This window comes from Kordia sp. SMS9 (assembly GCF_003352465.1).
Taxonomy (GTDB): Bacteria; Bacteroidota; Bacteroidia; order Flavobacteriales; family Flavobacteriaceae; genus Kordia.
The window spans coordinates 2185224-2210595 of the sequence record NZ_CP031153.1; the positions used below are offsets into that span (position 1 = coordinate 2185224).

The window sequence follows — 25372 nt, forward strand, 5'->3', positions numbered from 1 at the left end:
CACAAACACATGAGTAAAGAACTCTTCGGAAATCTAAGTCTTATTTCATCAATTGCGGTGATACTTCCATTGTTTTTAGCACTTTGGAAATACCGTCGTTTGCAAGCTGTACAACAAAAATTACTGTATTTGTTGGTTACTATTTTTATCATAGAAGCCATTGCAAATGTGTTGTGGCTTCAAAAAGAAAATAATTTGCCAGTATACAATGTGTACAGTATTCTCGAATTTTTACTCATTATCAATATATACAAAGATGCTTTGAAACGTTTGTTTTCAAAGCATTTTTTTGCCGTTTTAGCAGTCGCATTTACGCTATTTGCTATTGTAAATATGTGTTTTATACAAAACATCAAAACGTTCAATTCTAATGTAACAACCACATTAAGTTTTATAGTTATCTTTTTATCGCTCAGTTATTTTTATGCGCTTTTGCAAGAAGAAATCTACAGTCCGCTAGACAAAAAGCCACTATTTTGGATCAATGCAGGGTTTTTAATTTATTTTTCGAGTAACTTAATCCTGTTTTTCATCAACAATAGTATGTTTACCAAACCCGATGAAGTGAGTCATTTAGTGTGGGGATTGCACGCCATTGTCAATATTATATTAATGCTCTTTTTTACCATTGCTGTATGGATACATCCGAATCAACGCTAACCTTACAAATTATCATAATTGGAATGGTGGTACTTTTTGTACTGTCGCTTGGGGTAATTGTGTTTTTCATTATCTATCAAAGACGGTTATTCGCACAGCAACAAAAACACCAACAAATAGAAGCGGAATACCAACGAGAATTATTACAAATTGCTATTCAAAGTGAAGAACGCGAACGTACTCGAATTGGAAAGGAATTGCATGATGATGTGGGGGCATTGCTAACGACTACGAAATTGTATTTGAGTCAAATTTCGCCAGAAGCGTCTCCCGAAAAATTACAAGCGACCACCGAAAAAATGTATTCTTTATTTGATACCATGATTCAAGGAGTACGAAGCATTTCACAAGATTTACGACCTGTCATTTTAGAGCGATTGGGTTTGGTAGAAGCGGTAAAAAGCTTGGTCGCAACGGTCAATGCTATAAATATGGTGGCGGTGAATTTTGAGGATTTTTCAAGAAATACAATCTCAAAAGAAAATGAATTGAATGTGTATCGCATCTTACAAGAATTGATAAATAACACACTGAAACACGCTAAAGCGACTGAAATTTCTATTATTTTTAAGAGTGATATCACAAATTTCATCATCATTTACAAAGATGATGGTGTCGGATTTCATCAAAATGAATTGCAACAAAAAAAAGGAATTGGCTTAAAAAATATAGAAAGTAGGTTGTCGGTACTTTCAGGAAGTTTCCAATTTGAAGAAGTTTCTAAAGGAATAAAAATAACCATACACATACCAATCATATCATGAATGAAAAAGTTATTAAAGTAGGGATTACAGACGATCATTTATTATTTCGCGAAGGCGTAAAGTTGATTCTAGAAAATTTTGAAAATATTGAGTTCATACTAGAAGCTGATAACGGAAAAGATTTGTTAACCAAGTTGAAAAATGGCATTCCTGACGTTGTCTTGTTAGATTTGGAAATGCCTGTGATGGACGGTATAGAAACTATCAAAGAACTAAAAGCAAATCCTGCGTATCAAGAGTTGAAAGTCATCATCTTAACCATGCATACCGAAGAACGGATGATTGCGTATGCGATGGAGCTTGGTGCGAATGGATATATAACGAAAGATGCTGTGCCAAGCGAATTTGAATTGGCGATTAGAACGGTGTACAGTCAAGATTATTATTTCAGTGATCACGTGTCGCAAGCCATGTTAAAAGGACTTCGAAACAAAACTAAAAAAGCACCAAAAATTGGAGCAGATTACCACTTAACAGCTCGTGAAACAGAAGTTTTGCAATTAATAGCGGAAGGATTTACGACACAGGAAATTGGCGACAAACTTTTTTTAAGCAAGCGAACTATTGAAGGACATCGAAAGAATTTGATAAGCAAATTGGGCGTTCGAAATACGGCAAGTTTGGTGGTAAAAGCAGTAAAAGAAAATTTAGTTGTAGTAGATTGATGCTATTTTGTTGTGTCACTTTCAACACTTTGTAAAGGCGTTTTAACCAACTTTTGAATTTTTTGCGAAATAAAAATACTAAAAATTACAAATCCCATAAAGAAGAAGAAACCGTTTTGTAGCTCAGACTTATTTGTCGATAAAATTTCCAAACTTTCAACGCTGTTTTCCAATTGTCCCAGCTGACTTGAAATGATGCCTGTAAAGCCAATATACGACATAAAAATGGCAACTACCATGACATCTGCCATCGACCATTTTCCACTTTTAAATACTAAAAATTTGATGAGTTTATTCCGCTGAAGCGAACGCTTAAACACTAATAAAAGACTCGATATTAATTTAGAAACGGGGAAAATCACACTAAAAAGCAAAACCAAAATCCCAACGAGCATCACTTTTGTTTTTCCTTGTGAAAGCATAATACTTGAGACTTCCATGATACTTTTGCTCTTATAATACAACACCTGATCTTGGAATGAAATCGCTTCGCCCATCAATTGTAACTCCATGGAAGCTATACGCGCATCAATATCAATCATCGGTAAAAAAACGCCCAACGCCAGTAAGTGAATTGCCGCTATGATGTAAATAGTTATTTTTAATTTGGAAGTTTCTTTCCGTAGAAACATAGATAAAAGCATGCTTAAAAATGCAATAACTAAAACAATATTAGAAGTGCTTTGCTTATTTTTAACAGTTTCTAATTTGCTTGAAATCAGATTGATACATTCGTTTCCTGTAGTTGCTTTGTATTTGGAAAGAATGGTATTGTATGCGGTATAATCTAGCTTTTGAAACGTTCCTTCGGTATACGAATTGATCTGCTCTAAAATGTATTTTTTAATACCATCTCGATTTTCGTCGCTCTCTAAAAAATCAAGGATATCTTCGGTAATTGTTGGGACTTGATTTTTAAGTTCACTAAAAATTTCAAAAAAATCAGCTCCAATATTCTTTAAGGAAAGTCCTAAAAAGTCATTGTTTTTCTCGTTTTTGGCTTTATATGCGCGTTCAAACTTATCAATAGATTCATTCAGAAAAGCTGTTACTTTTACACGAGCTTCATCGCGTTGTGTGCCCGAAAGTTCTAATTCTTGAAGTTTTGTGGTAATAATATTGGCAAATTGTTCTTCCCAAGCATCCACATTGAACATTCCGTATTTAATGTCCGAAAGTTCAATAACATCCGCTTTAAGTGCCCGTTTCTTAGTTTCGAGTTGATAGGTATACGAAGCCGCCACGCTAATCGCAATCAGCAATACAATTAAAATACTATATGAGATGAGGTTTTTACGCACGGTTTTGCTAAAATTCAAATATTAATTTTGATTTTTGGTAGTTTCATACAGTAAGACGACTCAAAAGCAAATTTGTTTCAAACGATTGGATGTTCATCATTCATACGACAACCCAATTTTCGCTTTTACTAGATCAATAATCGTCATCAGTTGCTCGCTAAATGCTAATGGCAATTTGGAATTTTCGGTGTCACCATTCAAAATATTAGCATGTACAGCTTCAATTTCGTGAATGTATCCATTTCCAGCATACGGAAGTTCAAACACGGTTTCTTCATTATTTAGGTATACCGAAATCGTATTTGGTTGATGAAAACTACGGTACAATTTAATCACGCCTTTGGTACCGTAAATATAGGCTTCTGTAGGTGTATCGGTTTCAAATGTGCATTCTAGGACTGCTTTGGCGCCTGTTGAATAATTGAACAACATTGCGCAAAAACTGTCTACTTCAGTGTGTGTCATACGCGCCATAGCGTTAATTTCTGAAGGCATTCCCAACACAAATAAACTTAAAAAAATAGGATACAAGCCAATATCTAGCAACGCGCCGCCACCTAAATTTTTATTGTACAAACGACTTTCAGGATTGAATTCAGTTCGGAAACCGAAATCGGCACGAATACTTATAATATCTCCAATTGCGTTCTCATTTAACAATTGCTGTATTTTTTGATACGAAGGCATAAATCGTGTCCAAATGGCTTCCATTAAAAATAACTTTCGCGATTGCGCTTCTTGGATGAGGGTTTGCACTTGCGTGAGATTGATTCCGAGTGGTTTTTCACACAAAACAGCTTTTTCATGTTGCAGGCACAGCATGGTATTTTCAAAATGAAACGTATGTGGTGTGGCAATATATACTACATCAATGTCAGTGTCGTTTGCAAGTGCTTCATACGAATCGTAAGCTTTCTGTGCATTGTACATTTCTTTGAAAGCAGTAGCTTTTTCGCTACTTCGTGAAGCAACTCCGTAAAGTATTGCGGTTTCTGAGCGTTGTAAATCGGCAGCAAATGTATGTGCTATTCCGCCCAATCCAATAATTCCCCAACGTATTTTTTTTGACATGATTTTTGTATTCAATTTAGCTATTTTTTTGATTTGATATATTTTGCGAGCATCAACACAAACGTGGCTGCTCCAAAACCTCAGTAATTTCCAGCAAATATGGTGAAATATCTAAAAATATTACGAAATTTCACCAAAAACAACCACTAAAATTCCCATGAAAATTAATTACTTGATTTCTTTTTTTGTGATTGGATGCATGTTTTTGATTATTTTTTCAAAATTCCCAAATAGGCACTCCACGGTCCAACTTCATCACTATATTGTTTTGCCATCACTCTGGCTATTTGTGCAATATGTCCTAAATCGTGTACCGTCCAAGTGGCTAAAAGTTGTTGTAAAGTTACTTCGCCCAAATCAGGATGCACGCCCTTTTTTGAAAAATCACCTTCCATAATTTGAAGCTTTTCCAATTCGTTGAGATTTTGAGAACGAAGTGCTTTAAATTTTTCTAATAAATCATGAATTGTTTTTCCTTTGCTATCACGTTCTTGTGCAAAGCGATCAAACGGTTCAAAAGTTTTATCATTTCCTTCACTCAATATAATTTTTGCTCGAACAATCCAATCGGTTTGCTCTCCATGAATCAAATGTCCAACAATAGCATGCGGACTCCAAGTAGCTTCACCTTCATTGTTGTGAAGCCAATCGTCCGACAAACTAGAAAGCATTGTCATAAGTGTTTCAGGTGTTTGACGGAGTATTTCTATAGATTTGCTAAGATTGAATGTCATGGTTGCTGTTTTGATTTAATAAAAATACAACTGTTTATTCAAATTTCTTTACGATTATATAAAGAAAAAAGTCGCTCCTATTTTCTTTAGAAGCGACTTTTTAATATATAACTACCCTCAGAATCTTACAATCCGAAAGCTGTTTTTACCTTGTCTACAAAGTCTAATTTTTCCCAAGTAAATAACTCAACATCTAAGGTTTTGCTTTCACCATTTGGAGTGGTAAATGTTTTTGAAACCACTTCGTTTTTACGTCCCATGTGTCCGTAAGCCGCCGTTTCGCTGTACATTGGTGTGCGTAATTTTAAACGACTTTCAATCGCCGCAGGACGCATGTCAAATACTTCTTTTACTTTCTCAGCAATTTCCCCATCGGTCAAATCTACTTTGGCAGTTCCGTACGTATCTACAAAAATCCCCATAGGTTCAACCACTCCGATAGCGTAGGAAACTTGTACTAAAATTTCATCCGCAACTCCAGCCGCAACCAAATTTTTCGCTACGTGACGTGTGGCATACGCAGCACTTCTGTCCACTTTACTTGGATCTTTTCCTGAGAACGCACCACCACCGTGTGCACCTTTTCCACCGTAGGTATCTACAATGATTTTTCTTCCTGTCAATCCTGTATCTCCGTGCGGTCCACCAATTACGAATTTTCCAGTAGGATTGATGTGATATTTGATATCATTGCCAAATAATGCTTGAATTTCTGGTTTTAATTTCGACTTTACACGCGGAATTAAAATATTCACGATGTCTTCACGAATTTTCGTCAACATCACTTCGTCACTTTCGTCAAAATCATCATGTTGTGTAGAAATTACAATCGCTTCTACTCGTGAAGGCACATTATCGTCATTATATTCAATCGTTACCTGACTTTTCGCATCTGGACGTAAGTAGGTAATTTCGTTGTTTTCTCTGCGCAAAGCAGCCAATTCAATCAATAGTAAATGTGATAAATCCAAGGCTAACGGCATCAAGTTTTCAGTTTCTTTCGTTGCATAGCCAAACATCATACCTTGGTCACCTGCACCTTGCTCTTCTTTCGTAGCTCTGTCAACACCTCTATTAATGTCATCAGATTGTTCGTGAATTGCAGATAAAACACCACAAGAATTGCCATCAAACATATATTCGCTTTTTGTGTAGCCAATTTTGTTAACTACTTCTCTAGCAATCTTTTGCACGTCTAAATAGGTGTTCGATTTTACTTCTCCAGCTAAAATAACTTGCCCTGTAGTCACTAAAGTTTCACAAGCTACTTTTGACTCGGGATCGAACGCTAAAAAATTATCAATTAAAGCATCAGAAATCTGATCTGCTACTTTGTCTGGATGTCCTTCTGAAACCGATTCAGAGGTAAAAAAATATGACATAATAAATCTTCTTTTAAAATTAAAGTTGTAAAAAAATAATACAGCGATTGCTTAGTCGTCTAAAGAAGTAGAAATTACTGCTTTAGCATTTTTTATCATTCTGAATTTTCTTCAGAACTTGAGGTTGCAATCAGTTCAAATTTTTCCTCAAAACAGGTGCAAATGTATAAAAAACTAAGCAGATACAAACAACAAAAAATAGAATTTTATTGGAAGTGCAAAAAACTGTTAAAAAAGAAATTTTTTGAAAAAACATTTGGATTTTAAATAATTATAACTTTACCTTTGTACAAAACAAAGACAAAATATGTTTATTAAAGTTTGTAATATGTGTTGTATGATGTGTAGCAGAAATGCCGCAGAGGACACTATTGTATTACGCTAACTTTATGAAAGCATTCAAAATACGAAGCCTCTGCAATTTGCAGAGGCTTTTTTCATGATTATATTTTAAGTTAATTTTTTTTTTCAAAAACCAATGAGTCAAATTTTTCAAATAATAGCAATCGAACCAACCGAAACACTGTGTTGCTGTATGATGATGGTTATGTGCATGATGTGCTGTAGCCCACGCTACTATTATCGAAAAGTACCAGATAAATGGTGATTCATTTATCATATATTTAAAAAGGTTCTTTTGGTAATATGCTTCCAAAAGAACCTTTTTTCATTGGTGACACTTCGACACTTCGACACTTCGACAGGCTCAGTGTCAGTGTCAGTGAAAAGGTATATAGAAATAGTCATAAAATAAAAATTAAATAACGATTACAATATAATTTGTGAAATATCTGAGAAAATCAATAAAATACTGTAAAGTCGAATATATTCGTCGACAAAATATCTCTACTAAATTAGTAGGGTAATAGATTGGATAATGAATCAACAAATAGAAAAAAAACAAAAACAAACATAAAAACAAAGAAAATGAGTACACAAAAATTCGCAACAAAAGCATTACATTCAGGACACGACACAACGCAAAACGGAGGTACAAGAGCGGTGCCAATTTATCAATCTACAGCGTATGTCTTTAACAATTCCGATCACGCATCGAATTTATTTTCGTTAGCAGAACCAGGAAATATTTACACGAGAATCAACAATCCAACCAATGACATTTTAGAGCAGCGATTAACTGCTTTAGAAGGTGGATTGGCAGCCGTAGTTACCGCTTCAGGAACTGCAGCGATTGCCACAACATTCCTAACACTACTTAGAGCAGGTGATCACATTGTAGCTTCTAACAGTTTGTATGGCGGAACGTATAATTTGCTAAATGTTACCTTGCCAAGACTCGGAATTACCACAACATTTGTAGATCCAGATCAAGAAAATAGTTTCAATGATGCCGCACAAGAAAATACCAGAGCAATTTTCATTGAATCTTTAGGAAATCCAAAATTAGATGTTTTAGATATCGAAGCAATTTCTGCACAAGCAAAAGCCAACAAAATCCCACTCATTGTAGACAATACGATTGCCACACCTTACTTATTGAATCCTATCAAACATGGCGCAAACATCGTTATTCACTCACTCACAAAATACATTAACGGAAACGGAACTGCCTTAGGTGGCGCAATCATTGACGCAGGAACTTTTGATTGGACAAACGGAAAATTCCCAGAATTTACAGAACCATCCGCAGGATATCACGGTTTGGTATACAGTGAAGCACTCGAAGCAGCAGCATTCATCGCCAAAGTACGTATTGAAGGATTGCGCGATTTTGGTTCGGCACTCAGTCCATTCAACGCATTTCAAATTATACAAGGATTGGAAACGTTGCCAATTCGTATCAAACAACACAGCCAAAACGCACTAGAACTCGCAACATGGTTGCAAACACAAGAAGCCGTAGCTTGGGTAAATTATCCAGGATTGGAAACTAGCAATTACAAAGCGTTGGCAGATAGATACTTGTCAAAAGGACAAAGCGGAATTGTAACCTTTGGTATCAAAGCAGGGTATGAAGCTGCAAAACGCATTGCAGACGAAACAGAAGTTTTCTCACTCTTAGCCAATATTGGAGACACAAAATCACTCATCATTCACCCAGCAAGTACGACGCACCAGCAATTAAATGAAGCACAACAAGCCTCTACAGGTGTTACACAAGACTTAATTCGCTTGTCTGTCGGATTGGAAGATGTGGAAGATTTAAAAGCAGATTTAAAAACTGTATTTGACAAAATTACCGCAGGAATTCCAGCATCATAAACACAATATTTTGACACAAAAAGCAGCACATATTACCATTTCAAATTTCTTTACCGAAAGTGGCGCGTACTATCCAAACCTCAAGTTGAGTTATCAGCTTGTAGGTTCGGATAACGTCAATGCGCCAATTGTTTTAGTAAATCACGCCTTAACGGGGAACTCAGAAGTAACTGGGGAAAACGGTTGGTGGAACAAATTGATCGGAGAAGATAAATGCATTGATACGAATCATTTTAAAATTTTGAGTTTTGACATTCCAGGAAATGGTTTTTTTATGGAAGGCGGTTTGATTGAGCATTACAAAGATTTTGTAGCACGTGATGTGGCAAAGATTTTCCTAAGAGGATTGGAACAATTAAAAATCAATCAGCTTTTCGCCGCTATTGGCGGATCGTTAGGAGGCGGAATTGCTTGGGAAATGGCAGTTTTAGAACCAAATTTGATTCAAAATCTAATTCCGATTGCGGCTGATTGGAAATCGACCGATTGGTTGATGGGCAATTGTTTTTTGCAAGAACGGATCTTAGAAAACTCTAGCAATCCGGTAGAAGATGCACGTATTCATGCCATGTTGTGTTATCGTACGCCGTTTTCACTCAAAGTGAAATTTCAGCGAACACGTCACAAAGAAAAAGACATGTTCAACACGGAAAGTTGGTTGGCGCATCACGGAAAAAAATTACAACAACGCTATCAATTGGGAGCGTACAAACTGATGAATCAGCTCTTAAAAACGATTGATATAACGCGCGGAAGAGGACCATTAGAAACGGTAGCGTCAAAAATTGCAGGAAACATTCACATCATCAGTATCAACAGTGATATCTTTTTTTCACCAGATGAAGATATTGAAACCTATAGAAGATTAAAGCGTTTCAAAGAAAATATATATCACGACGAAATTCAGTCCATTCACGGACACGATGCATTTTTAATAGAATACGGACAATTAAGTCAAATGCTCAGAAACATATTTCAAGTTCAAAAATCATCAATTTAAACCAAGTACTTACACTACAATGCTATGAAGATTTTAAAATTTGGTGGTAAATCCCTTGCTAATGGCAAAGGAATCAAAGCCGCCATTCAAATCATAAAAGAAAAAGCAGCACAACAAGAAGACATTGCCGTCGTGTTATCCGCACGCGGAAACGCTACCAATGAATTGCTAGAAATGTTAGAAAAAGCAATTCGCAAAGAATCCTATCACGAACAATTTACGGCGTTTAAAGCCTATCAAAGTCAAATAGATCGCTCGTTAGATTTTTCAGAAGAATTTACAACGCTCGAAAATTTATTTCAAGGCGTTTCTTTATTGGGCGATTATAGTGAAAAAATAAAAGATCAAGTCGTATCACAAGGTGAAATTATCGCTGCAAAATTGGTGACGAATTTGTTAAAAAAAGAAGGCGTCAATGCTCATTTTACCGATACGCGAAACTTGATAAAAACCGACAATTCTTTTGGAAATGCGCGTCCGTTTGATGTTGTTTCTCGCAACAATATCATCAATCATTTTAAATCGTACAACGGAACTACGGTGAATATTGTGACGGGTTTTATCGCGTCTAATGAAAACAATGAAACTACGACGTTGGGACGAAACGGAAGCAATTACACAGCGGCGTTATTGGCGAATTTTTTAGACGCAGAAGAATTGCAAAACTATACACATGTAGATGGAATTTTTACAGCAAATCCTGATTTGGTGGCAGATGCACGAAAAATCTCGGAATTGTCATTCAACGAAGCAAACGAATTGGCAAACTTTGGCGCGAATATTTTACATGCAAAAACCATGTTGCCACTTATTGAAAAAAACATTCCATTGCGAATCTTAAACACCTTCAATAGTTCGGATGAAGGAACCATCATCAAGCAAAAGACAACAACCAAAGGAATCAAATCCATTTCCGTGTTAGACAATGTTGCCTTGGTCAATTTAGAAGGTAGAGGTTTGCTTGGTCGTGTGGGCGTTGATGCGCGAATTTTTAAAACAATGGGCGAAAATGATATCAATGTCAGTATCATTTCACAAGGTTCTTCGGAGCGTGGCATTGGTTTGGTGATTGATGCGGACAAAGCTCCGAAAGCAGTTGCAGCCTTACAAAAAGAATTTGAAAATGACTTCTATAACAATGATGTGAACAAAATATCGTTGGTAGATGATGTTGCTGTGATTTCGATCATTGGACAAGATTTGAGCGAATTTCACAAACCGTACAATGCGTTGATCAAAAATCAAATTGTGCCAATTCTGTTTAACAATACAGTTTCTGGCAAAAACGTGAGTTTGGTAGTGAAAGAATCAGCATTGCACAAAGCTATTAACGTAATTCACGGACAAATTTTCGGGATTTCTAAAAAAATAAACTTGGCTGTTTTTGGAAAAGGATTGGTTGGCGGAACACTTTTAGATCAAATCATTCAAAGCAAAAAAGCAATCTTAGCGAAAAATAATATCAAGTTGAATGTATTTGCTGTGGCAGATTCACAGCATGTATATTTAGAAAAAAGCGGTATCGCTGACAAATGGAAAGAAGCATTTTTGAAAGAAAAAGTTGCCTATACTGTGCAGCAAATCATCGACTATGCAACAAATCATCATTTAGAAAACTTAATCGCAGTCGATACCACAGCAAGTAAAGATTTTATTCATAATTATATAAGTTTAGTTACTAATGGTTTCGATTTGGTTTCGGCAAATAAAATAGCGAATACAGTCGCGTATTCATTTTATGAAACGTTGCGAAGCGAACTGAAAAAGCATCAAAAAAATTATTTGTACGAAACCAATGTCGGAGCTGGTTTGCCATTAATTGACACCATTAAACTATTGCACAAATCAGGAGAAAAAATCAATAAAATTCGCGGTGTATTCTCAGGTTCTTTAAGTTATCTTTTTAATACTTTTTCCATAGAAGATGTTGAATTTAGCACTGTATTACAACAAGCAGAAGAAAAAGGATATACCGAACCTGATGCACGCGAAGATTTATCAGGAAACGATGTGGCGCGAAAGTTATTGATCCTTGCCAGAGAATTGGATTTAAAACACGAATTCTCAGACATCACCATTCAAAACTTATTGCCAGCGCACTTACAAACGATTAGTTTGAAAGAATTCAAAAAGAGCGTAACCGATTTAGATGAAACGTATAAGCTAATCAAAGCCAATCAAAAGGAAAATCACGTATTGCGCTATGTGGGCGATTTATCAACGGAAACAGGAATCTTGGAAGTCAAACTCATTTCTGTGCCAAGCAATAGTGCTTTGGGACAAATAAAAGGTTCGGATTCTATTTTTGAAATTTACACAGAAGCGTACAAAGAACAACCGTTGGTTATTCAAGGCGCAGGAGCTGGTGCAGCAGTGACCGCAAGAGGTGTTTTTGGAGATATATTACGATTGACGGAGAAACTCTAAATTATAAATGGTAAATATTGAGTTTTAAATTGAACACTAAATGTTCAAAACGTGACTTTGAGTATCATTGAAATCACAATATATTTTCATGTGCTGTTGTTTCAAATGGTCTGAATTTTAACTTCACAATATCTTGTTCTAGCGCTTCAAATTGCATTATAAGTTTATATGTAAGTTGTACTGCTTTCATAATTCATACGCTAATATTGACCAATCTATATCAATTAAAAAAATAGTATTTTTACAAATAATTACAAACTTGAAAAAAGTTTCTGCCTGCGCAGGAAGTGAAAATATGATTTATTCATTCAAAGGATATATTCCCGTTATACACGAAAGCAGTTTTGTACATCCATTAGCGGCGGTGACAGGAAATGTGATTATTGGTAAAGATTGTTACATCGGTCCAGGCGCGGCGATTCGTGGCGATTGGGGAGAAATCATCTTGGAAGATGGTGTCAATGTGCAAGAAAACTGCACCGTTCACATGTTTCCAGGCAAGTCGATTGTATTGAAAGAAAGTGCGCATATTGGACATGGCGCTATCATTCACGGCGCGAATATTGGCAAAAATGTTTTGGTCGGAATGAACACTGTAATTATGGACGATGCAGAAATTGGCGATGAAAGTATCATTGGCGCAATGGCGTTCGTGAAAGCAAAAACAGTGATTCCACGTCGTAGTTTGGTGGTTGGAAATCCTGCAAAAGTTATCAAGCAAGTTAGTGATGAAATGATTGCTTGGAAAACCAAAGGAACACAACTATATCAACAATTACCAACTGACTGTCATGAAACCTTGCGTGAAGTTGAGCCATTGCGTGAAGTTCCCAAAAACCGTCCTACGCAGGAAGCGTTTTATGATACCTTGCGGGATTTTATGGAAAAATGATTAGACTTCGTTCTTTTAAAGTTTAACAATTATTATAAAATATACACATATACTTTAGTGTATATTTGAGTACCATGAAGTTTAGTTTTTTTACCGTTGTATTACTCCTAGGAATCCTACAAGGTTCTATTTTTATCATCTTATTGTATCGAATTAAAGATAAAAACAAACGTGCAAATAAATTTCTGTCTGCGTTTATATGTTTGATTGTTCTTACGATGTTGGGAAGAGTACTTATTGATACAAAGGCAATAGCCCAATTGCCAAATTTTTTAGCACTGCCAGATGCGGTTATCTATCTATATGGTCCAATTCTATATTTCTACATAAAAACATTAGTCTCAAAGTTTAAACTCGGGAGAAAAGAATTATTCATTCATCTAATTCCTGCGACTTTATTTGTAATTTCTGAAATTCCGTTGCTGCTAGATGCGTCAAATCCGTTGTACATATTCTGGTTAAAATATATTAGAATGCGCTTTATTATTATTGAAGGAAGCGCCATCTTTTTGAATATATGCTATCTGTTGTTAAATGTGAGATTGTTATTGAGATACAAGAAAAATACAGTAGACAATCTTTCCTTCAAACAATATCCAAGTTATCTCACAGTCATCTTAATTTTAATTGGAATATGTCTTATATCTTGGCTTTTTTCATATTTATCGTGGGTGATAGGATTTTACAATCCGTTTAATGTTTTTGGGTATGGAATGATTTGGCTAGCGTTGGTTTTTATAACGTATGCGTTGGCGTATTTTGCAATGAATCAGCCATCATTATTTAAAATGCCTTTAGCAATAAAAAAAGAAAAAGAACCACTTTTAAAAGACAATGAACTCAATTCACTAAAAGCACAATTGCTACAATTAATGCAAGAAGAAAAACCGTATTTAAAACCTCGATTGACGCTTCACGAATTGGCAACAATGTTGGAAATCAATACAAGCATTCTTTCCAATGTGATCAATGTAGAATTTAAGCAAAACTTTAATGACTTTATCAATGAATATCGCATTCAAGAATTCATAGAACTTTCTCAAAAAAGCACCAATGAACATCTAACAATTTTAGGATTGGCGTATGAAGCAGGTTTCAATTCAAAAACAACATTCAATACAAAATTCAAAAAGAAAATGGGCAAAACACCATTTCAATTCATCAAAGAGAAAAAAGTCACTATAGAATGAGTTCCATATCATAATCTTGAACGATTTGTACTCGTAATGTCTCTATAATTGCGGAAGTATAAACCGTAAAAAAAGATTATTAAAAAAGCAATTACATGTACAAAAACAATCGTTTTACTACTGATGGTCATTTCCATTTTAGGCTGCTCAGATAGTTCGTCAGACGATATTACACCGACAATTCCAATGGAAGATAGTGGGACAGACCCAGTCGACCCTGCCGACCCAGTCGATCCCGTTGACCCAGATCCTGTTGATCCTGCCGATCCGACACCATCGTCTGTGCAAGTTTCTACCTATGCTTCCATTCTTGCTCCAGACGGATTGACCATTGATAGCAATGGAATTTTATTTGCGGCCAGCTATGGAACTTCTAAAGTATATAAAATAGACACAGATCAATCAGTTTCTTTGTTTGCTGAAAATCAACCTGGCGCTGCAGGAATGATCTTTAACGATCAAGGAAAATTGTACTTGGCAAGATACAATGTATCAGATATTGTTGAACTTTCAGATCAAGGAGTTGTCACACAAACCATTGCAACTAATGTGTTGGGTACAATTGCACTGGCATTGGATGATGTTGGAAATGTATACACCAATAATAATGTAAACAACGCGGTCACAAAAATTGATCCTAGCGGAGCAAAGCTTACCATAAGCCATTCTATTTATAACAATAGCAGTGTTACCTTAGATGCTGACAATAATATGTATGTGTCTGACTATGTTTCTGGGCAAATTATTAAAATAGATGCGCAGACCAATGCCGTTTCTTCATTTGTGAATTTACCCATAAATGGAGGTGTAGGTTTTATCATTTATGTGAACGGAGTTTTTTATGCGACGGCAATAGCAGATCATGTTGTGTATAAAATAGATGCACAAGGGAATGCCGAAATCATTGCGGGAAGTAAAGGTATTGCGGGAAGTCTGGATGGAAATGGAGACGAAGCACGATTAAACACACCTAATGGTATTGTGGCTTCCGCAGACGGAAACACTTTATATGTAGCGCAAGGTGGTTCGGGAAGTATTCGAATGATTACTGGATTTTAATGGAATAAGTGACGGTTGTAAAAAAGGATCATAAAAACAGGAAGTGTTTTTATGATCCTTTGTATGATTTTATGGGGAAGAGATAGTTAATAAAAAGTATATTTATAACTTATAGTGAATCTGAGCATCTCTTCTTCAAAAACATTTACATAATCAAGCAATCCATTTTTTTTATAAAAGTGTTTATAGGTAAAATGATTGTCAAGACTCATACATGGATCACTAAAATAAGTGTATTTCTCTTTGATTCTACCTTGAGAATCATATGTAAAAGTAGTAAGTAATACATCAATATCTTTGCGATTTCCGTACTTATGCTCATTCAGCATTTTAATTCTATTACTGTTATCTGTACTTTTTTTAATCAATCGAAGAGAAGCATCATATTCATAACAAATAGTGTTGAAAACTTCATTGTTTTTAGAATGGACTTCTCTAGTCAAATTCTCATATGAATCGTATTCATATATTTTTTTATGAGTATATAAAGTGTCATTTTCTGCATCTAACTTATGACTAAAACGATACTCAGATTTCATCTTGTCAAAATCTGTCCATTCAAGAATTGTTGTGCTTATAATAGAATCTTGTTCGTGATTTTTTGACCTAGAAATCTGCTTGATCAAACGATTTTTATGATCATACCAATTTTTTAAATTTTCACTATTATGAGGATATGGATTATTATTTTCTGAAACTAATTTGTCAAATTCATCATATTTAAAAAGAATAGTGTCCACTTTAGTAGTATCACTTTTATCAATCCATATAGTAGCTACTTTTCTGTTTTTTTGATCGTATTGATATTTATATCTAGTACCCAAACGTCCCATATTCCATTCGATAATATTTCCACGGTTATCATACGCTTCATATATTACAGTGCAACTTCCAGAAGAACCTATGAAACAATGTCTTTCTTCAGAAGATTTCACTTTATTCTTTACAATAGCTTCTTTAGTATTTTCAACCTGCGCGTTTGAGTTGTAAATTGAAAAGATTGCAATAATTGAAAGCAAATAGGTTTTCATAAAATAGTTGTGTTATATTTCTAACATCCGCAACACAGCCTTTTCATAAATTGCTTTCACACGATCATATTCCTGCGGATTGCTATTTAAGAAATGCTCAATCATCACGCCAGAGTTGATTTCCAATACATAAAATGCTCCCAAAGTTGTTTCAATAATATCTACAGAACAAAATCGAATGTTAATGGCATTTGCAGCTTTTATAGCAAGCGTTGAAATGGCTTCGTTAGCAATAATTTCCGCCTGAGCGCCTTCACCCAAATTACTTTTCCAATTGACTTCTATCGTTTCGCCTTTCGGCGGGATGTCGCTCAAACTTTGTTCTTTTTTGTTAGTAAACGAAGTGATCACACTATCTAAAGTATCGCCTGAAAATTTACCTTGAAGCAATTCTAAAATAGTTGAAACACCATCAGCCATCACAAAAGGAATATTTTTTTGATACAACAATTCCACTTCACCATCTAAAATGACAGCTCTGTATTCTTTCTGAATTTCATAAAAAGGTGATAAACAGATGCTTCTATGTTTTGAAAAAAGTGTGTGAATGGCTTGCTCTAGTTGTGTAACAGTTTTGACCATAAACACACCATTTCCGCCAGTTCCATCTACAGGTTTACAGACAATATGCTGATGATTCTCGTGGAAGAATTTCAATATGTGTTGCCAATTTCCAATGCTTCCCACATATTTTTCCATACTTGGATTCAAAAATAATTTGTGTTGAACTGTGGCAACAGTTGCAGCTTCTAGCAAATCGGAAGCCGCACTTTTATCGCCAGCAATCATCTTTGAGGTAGCAGAATTCAGTTCGAAATTATATCCAAAAATATGTTTGTGAATTCCGTTTTTAGACAATTTCAAAATCCAATCATACGAAAAAGATTCAATAGCAATTCCGTGATCATTCGCAATATCATATACGATTCTGACTAAATTTCGCTTGCTGTTGGAGATGGTGGACATAATATTCGATATTAAAAATCAAATATAAGACAAATATTACCTACTAAGAATAGCGTTTTCTTCTCTTTAACTAGAATAAATACTTTTAGTTCAAAACCATACCTATATAGAAATCAAACTAAAATAAATCATCTAGTTGATCATTAATGATTTGATTTCTATTTTTTCGCTGTTTCTTTATTCGTTCCGATCTATTTTTTGCAGCACAATCATTCTTGTCAGAATCAAAATATAGGTTGCTATTGGCAAGAAAAGAACCTTGCTTTATCATCAATCCATTATAGCGACAATCTTCGTAGCCGCAATTATGTTTTGAATATTCTCCAAAATTTCGATGTTTAATTCTTTTTTTAGTTAATATTTTTTGTTGATTAACTTTAATATCATCCCAAATCTTTTGTTCATCGGCAACGGTTAATTCTTTCCCCAAAGTAATAAGGTCAAAATATGTTGTTGGATCTTTCAGTTGATAAAAGTCAAATGTTTTACCAAAAATAGTATTGGCGTAATCTCGAATTTCAATTTTTTCAGAAAGTGTCAATTTTTCATTTTCACAAATAGAACGATACAAACCTAAAGTATTGAAGTCTGTATATTTTTTATAATTATCTATAAAATGAATATATTCACTTGTACGAAGTTGATTAAAACGTTTCCCTATTTTCATGTTACAAAATGTATTATAAAACCTCCAAATTCAACTCATGTGTTTGCTTTCCTTTCGACAATGCCACATAACTCTGAACACTTCCCAAATACGGAAGCAAAGTCAATTTGGTAATGATAAATTTTTCATAAGCTTCGACATCTTCAACCACCAATTTCAACAAATAATCAAAGTTTCCCGTAATACGATGACATTCTACGACTTCAGGAAACATGTTGATCTGTTTTACAAAGCGCTCCAAATAGCTACGTGTGTGTCCTTGCAGCGTAATTCCTATAAAAACGGTTTGCCTCAAGCCCAACTTTTTTGCATTCAACAACGCTACATAACTATCGATAAACCCTTCTTTTTCAAGCTTTTTAATACGTTCAAAAACGGGCGTGGTTGACATCTGTAATTCCTCTGCCAAACTTTTGGTGGTACGATTGCTATTCTGTTGCAACAACTTCAAAATTTTCAAATCAACTTGATCTAACTTCATAGGTTTCAGATAAAAAATATAAAAAAGCCATATCAAACAGCTTCTAAAAGAAAAAAATACAATTAAAAATCAAAAATAAAGAAAAAAACACTGCTAATAATAATCATATATAGTGTATTTATTTTAAAACGCTAGAAAATCAGTAATTTTGTTCGATTTTTAAGAAGAAAGTCAATTGCTTCGAAGCAAGTATTGGAGTATTTAAATCTCGATTATCGAGAAAACAATTGAAAAACAAACGCTCATGCCTATTGTACCGCTGAAAATGCCCAAAATGGGAGAAAGTATCTCAGAAGCCACTATTATCAGTTGGATGAAAAATGTGGGAGATACCATCGAAATCGAAGAAACTATTTTAGAAGTTGCTACGGACAAAGTAGATTCCGAAGTGCCCTCACCTTGCACAGGAACGATCACAGAAATTCATTTTCAACCCAACGATGTCGTGCCAGTCGGAGAAATCATTGCTTTGATTGACGCTTCTGAAAACGGAGAAATTGCAGCGGAAACCTCAAAAGAGAAAATAAAAGCAGAAACACCAAAAATAGCGAGTCAACCAACTTCAAACAATACTACATCCAATAGTCAGCAAACAACATACGTACGAAATCCTGATGCCTTTTTATCGCCACTCATCGTAAGCATTGCGAAAAAAGAAAACATGACAATCGAAGAAGTGCAAAGTATTCCAGGAACAGGAGCCGACGGACGTATTCGCAAAAGTGATGTGTTCAATTATTTGAAAAATAGACAATATCCATTGGCAAGTCGTCCACAAGCGCAGCCGAAAGCGACGAAAAGTAGTTACAATCCACCACCAATCAAATATGTGGAAGGACATGACACTGTGGTAGAAATGGATCGCATGCGCAAAATGATCGCCGATCACATGGTGTATTCCAAACACACATCGCCACACGTTACGGCATACATTGAAATTGATGTCACAAACATGGTGAATTGGCGCAACGCGAACAAAATTCCATTCCAAGAAAAATACAATCAGCGACTTACGTTTACACCATTATTTGTGGAAGCGGTTGCAAAAGCAGTGATCGACTTTCCAGGCATCAATGCTTCGGTATCAGAAGATGGAAAGAAAATTATAGAACGTAAAGACATCAACATCGGAATGGCAACTGCCTTACCAAATGGAAACTTAATCGTTCCTGTAGTGAAAAATGCTGATGAAAAAAACTTAAAAGGCTTGGCTGCTGAGGTGAATCACTTGGCCAATGCTTCTCGCGAAAACAAACTAAAACCTGAAGAAATTCAAGGAAGCACATTCACCATTTCGAATGTAGGCACCTTTGGAAGTTTGATGGGAACGCCAATCATCAATCAACCAGAAGTAGCAATCTTGGCATTAGGAATTATTAAAAAACGTCCTGAAGTTATTACAACCCAAAAAGGAGATGAAATCGCTATTCGTAGCATGATGTATCTATCCTTATCATTCGATCACCGAGTTGTGGATGGATACCTTGGCGGATCATTCCTAAGAAAAGTAGGTGATTACCTAGAAGAATTCGATCCGAATCGGAAAATATAAAATTTGAAGTTGAACTCTAAATTGGAACCAAAACGTCACTTCGAGTGAAATTCTGCAAGAATTTAGTATCGAGAAGTACTGTGAAACTCAAAATGTAAACTGATAAAATATAAATGAAAAAGTGAAGAGCGAACAGCAAAAACAAATCAACAAATAGTGAAGCGATCAAATTGACGAATCATCAAAAAACAAACAACTAAACAAATGATACAAACACAAAACATACACATCACAAAAGCAGCGGAATCAAATGTATCCAAGCTCGATTTTGACAACATTCCACTCGGAAGAACCTTTACCGATCACATGTTTATCTGTTCGTATGAAGATGGTGCGTGGCAAACACCAAAAATTCAACCTTTAGAAATGATTCCTACGCATCCAGCAGCGATGGCATTGCACTACGGACAAGCAATTTTTGAAGGTATGAAAGCTACAGTAAACGAAGCAGGTGAACCGCTGCTATTTCGCCCAAAAGAGAATGCCAAACGTTTAAACTTTAGTGCACGTCGTATGGGAATGCCCGAATTTCCAGAAGAATTATTTGTGGAAGGCTTAAAAAAGTTGGTCAATATGGAACGCGGTTGGATTCCGCCACAAGAAGGAAGTGCGCTCTATTTACGCCCGTTTATGTATGCCACCGAACCCTTTATCGGAATGCGCGCCGCCACGAGTTATCACTTTATCATCATTGCGTCGCCTGCGGGACCATTCTTTACAAAACGAATCAAATTATACGCAGAAACGAAATACATTCGTGCTGCCGAAGGTGGCACAGGAGAAGCAAAAGCAGCAGGAAATTACGCAGCAGCCATTCGTCCAACGGAAATTGCCAAAAGCAAAGGATTCGATCAAGTATTGTGGCTCGATGCACACGATTTCGAATACATTCAAGAAGTGGGAACGATGAATATCTTCTTTAAAATCAATGGCAAATTCATCACGCCAAGTTTAGATGGTGCTATTCTCGACGGAATCACGCGAAAAAGTGTCATCACTATTTTGGAAGACAATGGTTTTGAAGTAGAACAACGCCCCATTAAACTCTCGGAAATCATGGAAGCTTCCAACAACGGAACGCTCGAAGAAGCCTTTGGAACAGGAACTGCGGTTGGCATCGCCATGATTCAAGCTATTGGGTACAAAAACACGCAAATTCACGTATCTGACGAAAGTCCGGTTGGACAACTAGTTATGGATACCATCAACGGATTGCGCGCAGGAAAACTAGAAGACAAACACAACTGGATGGTTTCAGTTAGTGAATAGTATTGCGTACTGAGATGTTAGTATTGAGAAATATCAAAGCAAAATTGTATTACTTAACTTGACTCAGTATCACATAAAGTAAAGAAAAACTAAACGTCACTTCGAATTTGTAGAACAAATTTGTATCGAGAAGTACTATGAAACAAAAAGGAAAAAAGAAATGAGAAATTAGTTATGAAGGTATCTCAATACTCACTACTAATAACTCATTACTAAAAACATGACGTCACTTCGAGTGAATTTGTGAAACAAATTAGTATCGAGAAGTACTTTGAAATAAAATATATAAAAAGAAATGAGAAATTAGCTGTGAAGGAATCTCAATACTCACTACTAATAACTCATTACTAAAAAAAAACATGAACAAAGAAACACTACAAAAAGGATTCTCATTGCTCTGCACTGCCAAAGCAATGGCAACATTATACGAAGACAATTTCAAGCAAGTTTCCAAATATGTGCATGCCACTTCACGCGGACATGAAGCCATTCAATGTGCAATTGGAATGCAATTAGTACCGCAAGATTACGCGTTTCCATACTACCGCGATGATGCGATGTTGTTATCTATCGGAATGCGTCCGTATGACTTAATGTTGCAATTACTCGCTAAAAAAGAAGATCCTTTTTCGGGTGGACGAACGTACTATTCACATCCAAGTTTAAAAGATGCCGACAAACCAAAAATTCCACATCAATCGTCTGCAACGGGAATGCAAACCATTCCTGCAACAGGTGTTGCGATGGGAATGAAATACAAAGAAATTCAAGGTATTGCAGATCAAGCAGCGAAAGACTCTCCTTTTGACGATACGCGTGATTTGAATCCAATTACGGTGTGTTCTTTAGGAGATGCATCGGTAACCGAAGGCGAAATTGCAGAAGCGTTTCAAATGGCAGCACTAAAACAATTGCCAATACTATACTTAGTACAAGACAACGGTTGGGATATTTCGGCAAATGCCGCAGAAACCAGAGCACAAAATGCTGCGGAATATGCAGAAGGTTTCATCGGATTGGATGCCATTTCCATTGACGGTGCCAACTTTATAGAAAGTTACGAAACGCTTGAAAAAGTCATTAAAACTATTCGTGAAGAACGTCGTCCAATGTTGGTTCATGCCAAAGTTCCTTTACTCAATCATCATACTTCAGGAGTGCGTATGGAATGGTATCGTGACGATTTGGAAGAAGCACGTTCGCGCGATCCGTATCCCGTAATTAAACAGCAATTACGCGACCATGGCTTTTCTGCGGAAGCGGTTTCAAAAATAGAAACAGACGCCATTGCACAAGTAAAAGCAGATTTTGAGGAAGCACTAAAAGCGGAAGATCCAACGCCAGCCGATTTATTTACACACGATTTTGCACCAACGCCTGTCACAGCGGAAGTAGGCGAGCGTAGTCCAGCACGTGAAGAAAAAGTCGTGATGGTCGATTGTGCCTTATTTGCTGTAGAAGAACTCATGCGCGAACACAAAGAATGTTTGTTATATGGACAAGATGTTGGTGGACGTTTAGGCGGCGTATTTCGTGAAGCAGCAACCTTAGCACAAAAATTTGGAGACGATCGCGTGTTCAATACGCCAATTCAAGAAGCATTTATTGTAGGTTCAACCGTAGGAATGAGCGCGGTTGGATTGAAACCTATTGTGGAAGTTCAGTTTGCCGATTATATTTGGCCAGGACTCAATCAATTGTTTACGGAAGTAAGTCGTTCGTGTTACTTATCTAACGGAAAATGGCCAGTTTCTATGATTCTACGTGTGCCCATTGGTGCATACGGAAGTGGCGGGCCGTATCATTCATCGTCGGTAGAATCTGTCCTCACAAACATTCGTGGAATTAAAATCGCCTATCCAAGTAATGGAGCCGATTTAAAAGGTTTGCTAAAAGCTGCCTATCACGATCCAAATCCTGTCGTAATTTTAGAACACAAAGGATTGTATTGGTCAAAAGTGCCAGGAACGAAAGGAGCGACTTCTATCGAACCAGCAGAAGATTATATGTTGCCTTTCGGGAAAGCAAACATATTACAAGAAATCTGGAAGCAAGAGGAAAAAGAAACCATGACCGTCATTACCTACGGAATGGGAACGCACTGGGCAATGAATGCTTCGGAAGGACAACGCGAGCACATTGAAATCATAGATTTACGAACGTTGTTTCCACTTGATGAAGAAACCATTATTGACTCTGTAAAGAAAACAGGAAAATGTTTAGTCGTGACGGAAGAACCTGTAAACAATTCGTTTGCCAGAGCGTTATGCGGAATGATTCAAGAAAAATGTTTCAAATATTTAGATGCACCTGTCATGATTATTGGTTCGGAAAACATGCCAGCCATTCCGCTCAACAGTACGTTGGAACAAACGATGATTCCATCTACAGAAAAAGTAAAAGCTAAGATTGCGGAATTGATGCAGTATTAATTCATGGAACGTTTCACAAATGATAGAGATGAATTTTTCAATCAAGTAAAAATTGAACTCTCAACAATTACATCTCCAAAAGGTATTTCTGGGCGATTTACCTATTTGGAGATTCCTTATTTCATGAGATACGGCTTTTCGGTAAGTGGTTTCGAAGAAAATGCTTCTGAACTATTAGTAAAATCTTGGGATGCCGAATACGATTGGAATCGTTTTAAGACAGGCGTTTTTAACTTAGATCGTTTGGCGATTCATGAACATACTATTGTTTTGAGTCAAGCCGAAGTCAATACGTTGAATGTATTATTAGCTAAAGAGTTGTGTTTAGTTGAATGTAAAGGAATTACGCTAGATGGCTATTATTGTCAATATAGCACGAACGCTGAAAAACTCAACTGGAATACAAATTATGAACTCAACGGGAATATGACAGCATTGATTGATTTTTTAAGAGGAAAAGTAAATGAAGTTTTAGAGTAGTAAATTACGTCTATAAATTTAGTTTCAAAGAAGTTCTCAATACAATTTTCTTCATTTCATTTCAACTAAGCTCAATGTAAAACATTTCGAAAAACACTCGAACGAACATGTTGGATATCAAAGTTGAATTGGAAAAACGAAACATCATATCGAGTAAATTTGTGCAACAAATTTGTATCGAGATATGCTGTGAAACGCTGATTTTTAAAAGAATAAAAATAGGCGAAGCCTGTCTAAAAGCACAGCGATCTCAATTCTAACAGCGCAGCGGACTAAATTCTAATTCAAAATCGTCTTAATCAGCTTGTCATTCTTATAAATATACTGTTCTACAACCTTTCCATTTTCATCGTAAATTATGTATTCACCATGAAAAAGTCCGTGTTTGTAATAGTATTCTTCTTTTAGTGTACCATTTTCATAATACTCTTTCCATGGACCTTCTGCCAAACCTTTATCGCGATATTCTCCTTCAATTTCTTTCGCGCCAGATTCGTAATACGTAGTACTTTTGCCAAACTTTTTGCCGTTTTTATAAGTGTTCACAATTTTCTTGTTTCCGTTCGGATAGTAATACACATGTTCTCCATCTGCAATCTTATCATTTTTATAGGGAATTCGATAATGCAATGCGCCACCAGCGTGAAACTCTTCTGAAATTCCGTGTTTCTTACCTTTGGCGTACTGTTCCATTCTCATGACTTCACCATCGGCATGGAAATAGTAGGTGTTGCCTTCCAAAAAATCATTTTCAAACCTAGAAGCGGCAATAAACTGTTTGTCGTTATCAAAAAAAAGCCACAATCCTGTGCGTCTTTCATTCTTGCGAACGCCAAAACACTCACCTAAAATCTGACCTCTTGATTTTGGATCGTATTGTGTTTCTACTGAAACTTCAGATGGTGCTAAGGTTCGTTTTTTACCATTTTTATAAAAGTAGGATTTGTGCTTTCCATTGGATTTGAATTTGAAAAACAATCCATTCTTTTTTCCATGTTGAATCGTTCCTAATTCTTTCACACGATTTTTACGATCTAACTTTATAAAAAGGCTGTCTTGTGCTATGGAAACACTTGAAAAAACAAAGAAAACAGCGAGTATACAGACTACTTTTTGAATCATTCTA

General features: G+C 35.9%; 22 protein-coding genes. 13 read left to right on the plus strand and 9 right to left on the minus strand.

Translation table 11 applies throughout. The annotated features are described in order from the left end of the window. Nucleotides 1–9 precede the first annotated feature (9 nt). Genes KORDIASMS9_RS09495 through KORDIASMS9_RS09505 form a run of 3 tightly spaced genes read left to right on the plus strand, consistent with a single transcriptional unit; the run spans nt 10 to nt 2089 of the window. Nucleotides 10–660, plus strand: coding sequence for a hypothetical protein (locus KORDIASMS9_RS09495; RefSeq protein ID WP_114902620.1), 651 nt, complete (start codon nt 10–12; stop codon nt 658–660). Further along, nucleotides 636–1424, plus strand: coding sequence for a sensor histidine kinase (locus tag KORDIASMS9_RS09500; protein WP_114902621.1), 789 nt, complete (start codon nt 636–638; stop codon nt 1422–1424). The genes KORDIASMS9_RS09495 and KORDIASMS9_RS09500 overlap by 25 nt, the downstream gene beginning before the upstream one ends. Then, nucleotides 1421–2089, plus strand: a complete 669-nt coding sequence (locus KORDIASMS9_RS09505) for a response regulator transcription factor (RefSeq protein WP_114902622.1) — start codon at nt 1421–1423, stop codon at nt 2087–2089. Before KORDIASMS9_RS09500 ends, KORDIASMS9_RS09505 begins: the two co-directional genes overlap by 4 nt. A gap of 2 nt (nt 2090–2091) precedes the next feature. Here KORDIASMS9_RS09505 and KORDIASMS9_RS09510 read toward each other — a convergent pair whose 3' ends face one another. The 4 genes from KORDIASMS9_RS09510 to metK form a co-directional block, all read right to left on the minus strand. Continuing rightward, nucleotides 2092–3390 carry a paraquat-inducible protein A gene (locus KORDIASMS9_RS09510; protein WP_205318048.1) on the minus strand — a complete coding sequence of 433 codons (1299 nt, stop codon included), beginning with the start codon at nt 3388–3390 and terminating at the stop codon, nt 2092–2094. A 96-nt stretch (nt 3391–3486) separates the two neighbouring features. Further along, on the minus strand, nt 3487–4461 hold the full coding sequence (locus KORDIASMS9_RS09515) for a Gfo/Idh/MocA family protein (RefSeq protein ID WP_114902624.1): 975 nt from the start codon (nt 4459–4461) through the stop codon (nt 3487–3489). Nucleotides 4462–4670: 209 nt separating this feature from the next. Next, a complete protein-coding gene (locus KORDIASMS9_RS09520) occupies nt 4671–5195 on the minus strand; it encodes a DinB family protein (protein ID WP_114902625.1) in 525 nt (174 codons plus the stop codon). Nucleotides 5196–5320: 125 nt separating this feature from the next. Then, nucleotides 5321–6577 (minus strand): methionine adenosyltransferase, encoded by a 1257-nt coding sequence (gene metK / locus KORDIASMS9_RS09525; protein WP_114902626.1) that lies wholly within the window; start codon nt 6575–6577, stop codon nt 5321–5323. Nucleotides 6578–7504: 927 nt separating this feature from the next. Here metK and KORDIASMS9_RS09530 point away from each other — a divergent pair. From KORDIASMS9_RS09530 to KORDIASMS9_RS23640, 6 genes are all read left to right on the plus strand, one after another. Continuing rightward, complete coding sequence (locus KORDIASMS9_RS09530) at nt 7505–8800, plus strand: O-acetylhomoserine aminocarboxypropyltransferase/cysteine synthase family protein (RefSeq protein WP_114905196.1); 1296 nt, start codon at nt 7505–7507, stop codon at nt 8798–8800. Beyond that, on the plus strand, nt 8766–9800 hold the full coding sequence (locus tag KORDIASMS9_RS09535; RefSeq protein ID WP_371412761.1) for an alpha/beta fold hydrolase: 1035 nt from the start codon (nt 8766–8768) through the stop codon (nt 9798–9800). Before KORDIASMS9_RS09530 ends, KORDIASMS9_RS09535 begins: the two co-directional genes overlap by 35 nt. 24 nt (nt 9801–9824) lie before the next feature. Continuing rightward, nucleotides 9825–12227, plus strand: a complete 2403-nt coding sequence (thrA, locus tag KORDIASMS9_RS09540) for a bifunctional aspartate kinase/homoserine dehydrogenase I (protein ID WP_114902627.1) — start codon at nt 9825–9827, stop codon at nt 12225–12227. A 295-nt stretch (nt 12228–12522) separates the two neighbouring features. After that, nucleotides 12523–13119, plus strand: coding sequence for a transferase hexapeptide repeat family protein (locus KORDIASMS9_RS09545; RefSeq protein WP_114905198.1), 597 nt, complete (start codon nt 12523–12525; stop codon nt 13117–13119). Nucleotides 13120–13193: 74 nt separating this feature from the next. Further along, nucleotides 13194–14309, plus strand: coding sequence for an AraC family transcriptional regulator (locus KORDIASMS9_RS09550; RefSeq protein ID WP_114902628.1), 1116 nt, complete (start codon nt 13194–13196; stop codon nt 14307–14309). Between the two features lie 123 nt (nt 14310–14432). Further along, complete coding sequence (locus tag KORDIASMS9_RS23640) at nt 14433–15368, plus strand: hypothetical protein (RefSeq protein WP_205318049.1); 936 nt, start codon at nt 14433–14435, stop codon at nt 15366–15368. 86 nt (nt 15369–15454) lie between these two features. Here the strand turns inward: KORDIASMS9_RS23640 and KORDIASMS9_RS09560 are convergent, their stop codons facing one another. From KORDIASMS9_RS09560 to KORDIASMS9_RS09575, 4 genes are all read right to left on the minus strand, one after another. Beyond that, nucleotides 15455–16399: a hypothetical protein gene (locus tag KORDIASMS9_RS09560; RefSeq protein ID WP_114902629.1), complete on the minus strand. Its 945-nt coding sequence runs from the start codon at nt 16397–16399 to the stop codon at nt 15455–15457. A gap of 12 nt (nt 16400–16411) precedes the next feature. Further along, nucleotides 16412–17365, minus strand: a complete 954-nt coding sequence (locus KORDIASMS9_RS09565; protein WP_114902630.1) for a RimK family alpha-L-glutamate ligase — start codon at nt 17363–17365, stop codon at nt 16412–16414. A gap of 118 nt (nt 17366–17483) precedes the next feature. Beyond that, the gene (locus KORDIASMS9_RS09570) at nt 17484–18032 is read right to left on the minus strand and encodes a hypothetical protein (RefSeq protein WP_114902631.1); all 549 of its coding nucleotides are present in this window, start codon (nt 18030–18032) and stop codon (nt 17484–17486) included. A 13-nt stretch (nt 18033–18045) separates the two neighbouring features. Further along, nucleotides 18046–18513: an Lrp/AsnC family transcriptional regulator gene (locus tag KORDIASMS9_RS09575; protein ID WP_114902632.1), complete on the minus strand. Its 468-nt coding sequence runs from the start codon at nt 18511–18513 to the stop codon at nt 18046–18048. A 244-nt stretch (nt 18514–18757) separates the two neighbouring features. Here KORDIASMS9_RS09575 and KORDIASMS9_RS09580 point away from each other — a divergent pair, with 244 nt between their 5' ends. From KORDIASMS9_RS09580 to KORDIASMS9_RS09595, 4 genes are all read left to right on the plus strand, one after another. Further along, nucleotides 18758–20065 (plus strand): dihydrolipoamide acetyltransferase family protein, encoded by a 1308-nt coding sequence (locus tag KORDIASMS9_RS09580; RefSeq protein ID WP_114902633.1) that lies wholly within the window; start codon nt 18758–18760, stop codon nt 20063–20065. A 204-nt stretch (nt 20066–20269) separates the two neighbouring features. After that, entirely contained in the window at nt 20270–21334 is a 1065-nt protein-coding gene (locus KORDIASMS9_RS09585) for a branched-chain amino acid aminotransferase (protein WP_114902634.1), read from the plus strand. 359 nt (nt 21335–21693) lie between these two features. Further along, nucleotides 21694–23766 carry a thiamine pyrophosphate-dependent enzyme gene (locus KORDIASMS9_RS09590; protein ID WP_114902635.1) on the plus strand — a complete coding sequence of 691 codons (2073 nt, stop codon included), beginning with the start codon at nt 21694–21696 and terminating at the stop codon, nt 23764–23766. 3 nt (nt 23767–23769) lie between these two features. Beyond that, the gene (locus tag KORDIASMS9_RS09595; RefSeq protein WP_114902636.1) at nt 23770–24246 is read left to right on the plus strand and encodes a hypothetical protein; all 477 of its coding nucleotides are present in this window, start codon (nt 23770–23772) and stop codon (nt 24244–24246) included. Between the two features lie 279 nt (nt 24247–24525). Here KORDIASMS9_RS09595 and KORDIASMS9_RS09600 read toward each other — a convergent pair whose 3' ends face one another. Next, the gene (locus KORDIASMS9_RS09600) at nt 24526–25368 is read right to left on the minus strand and encodes a toxin-antitoxin system YwqK family antitoxin (protein ID WP_114902637.1); all 843 of its coding nucleotides are present in this window, start codon (nt 25366–25368) and stop codon (nt 24526–24528) included. Nucleotides 25369–25372 lie beyond the last annotated feature (4 nt).

Excerpts from the sequence above, each read along its gene's own strand:
- KORDIASMS9_RS09495 (WP_114902620.1), top strand. The coding sequence starts at position 10 with ATGAGTAAAGAACTCTTCGGAAATCTAAGTCTTATTTCATCAATTGCG.
- KORDIASMS9_RS09500 (WP_114902621.1), top strand. The coding sequence starts at position 636 with ATGGATACATCCGAATCAACGCTAACCTTACAAATTATCATAATTGGA.
- KORDIASMS9_RS09505 (WP_114902622.1), top strand. The coding sequence starts at position 1,421 with ATGAATGAAAAAGTTATTAAAGTAGGGATTACAGACGATCATTTATTA.
- KORDIASMS9_RS09515 (WP_114902624.1), bottom strand. The coding sequence starts at position 4,461 with ATGTCAAAAAAAATACGTTGGGGAATTATTGGATTGGGCGGAATAGCA.
- KORDIASMS9_RS09520 (WP_114902625.1), bottom strand. The coding sequence starts at position 5,195 with ATGACATTCAATCTTAGCAAATCTATAGAAATACTCCGTCAAACACCT.
- metK (WP_114902626.1), bottom strand. The coding sequence starts at position 6,577 with ATGTCATATTTTTTTACCTCTGAATCGGTTTCAGAAGGACATCCAGAC.
- KORDIASMS9_RS09530 (WP_114905196.1), top strand. The coding sequence starts at position 7,505 with ATGAGTACACAAAAATTCGCAACAAAAGCATTACATTCAGGACACGAC.
- thrA (WP_114902627.1), top strand. The coding sequence starts at position 9,825 with ATGAAGATTTTAAAATTTGGTGGTAAATCCCTTGCTAATGGCAAAGGA.
- KORDIASMS9_RS09545 (WP_114905198.1), top strand. The coding sequence starts at position 12,523 with ATGATTTATTCATTCAAAGGATATATTCCCGTTATACACGAAAGCAGT.
- KORDIASMS9_RS09550 (WP_114902628.1), top strand. The coding sequence starts at position 13,194 with ATGAAGTTTAGTTTTTTTACCGTTGTATTACTCCTAGGAATCCTACAA.
- KORDIASMS9_RS23640 (WP_205318049.1), top strand. The coding sequence starts at position 14,433 with ATGGTCATTTCCATTTTAGGCTGCTCAGATAGTTCGTCAGACGATATT.
- KORDIASMS9_RS09560 (WP_114902629.1), bottom strand. The coding sequence starts at position 16,399 with ATGAAAACCTATTTGCTTTCAATTATTGCAATCTTTTCAATTTACAAC.
- KORDIASMS9_RS09565 (WP_114902630.1), bottom strand. The coding sequence starts at position 17,365 with ATGTCCACCATCTCCAACAGCAAGCGAAATTTAGTCAGAATCGTATAT.
- KORDIASMS9_RS09570 (WP_114902631.1), bottom strand. The coding sequence starts at position 18,032 with ATGAAAATAGGGAAACGTTTTAATCAACTTCGTACAAGTGAATATATT.
- KORDIASMS9_RS09575 (WP_114902632.1), bottom strand. The coding sequence starts at position 18,513 with ATGAAGTTAGATCAAGTTGATTTGAAAATTTTGAAGTTGTTGCAACAG.
- KORDIASMS9_RS09580 (WP_114902633.1), top strand. The coding sequence starts at position 18,758 with ATGCCTATTGTACCGCTGAAAATGCCCAAAATGGGAGAAAGTATCTCA.
- KORDIASMS9_RS09585 (WP_114902634.1), top strand. The coding sequence starts at position 20,270 with ATGATACAAACACAAAACATACACATCACAAAAGCAGCGGAATCAAAT.
- KORDIASMS9_RS09590 (WP_114902635.1), top strand. The coding sequence starts at position 21,694 with ATGAACAAAGAAACACTACAAAAAGGATTCTCATTGCTCTGCACTGCC.
- KORDIASMS9_RS09595 (WP_114902636.1), top strand. The coding sequence starts at position 23,770 with ATGGAACGTTTCACAAATGATAGAGATGAATTTTTCAATCAAGTAAAA.
- KORDIASMS9_RS09600 (WP_114902637.1), bottom strand. The coding sequence starts at position 25,368 with ATGATTCAAAAAGTAGTCTGTATACTCGCTGTTTTCTTTGTTTTTTCA.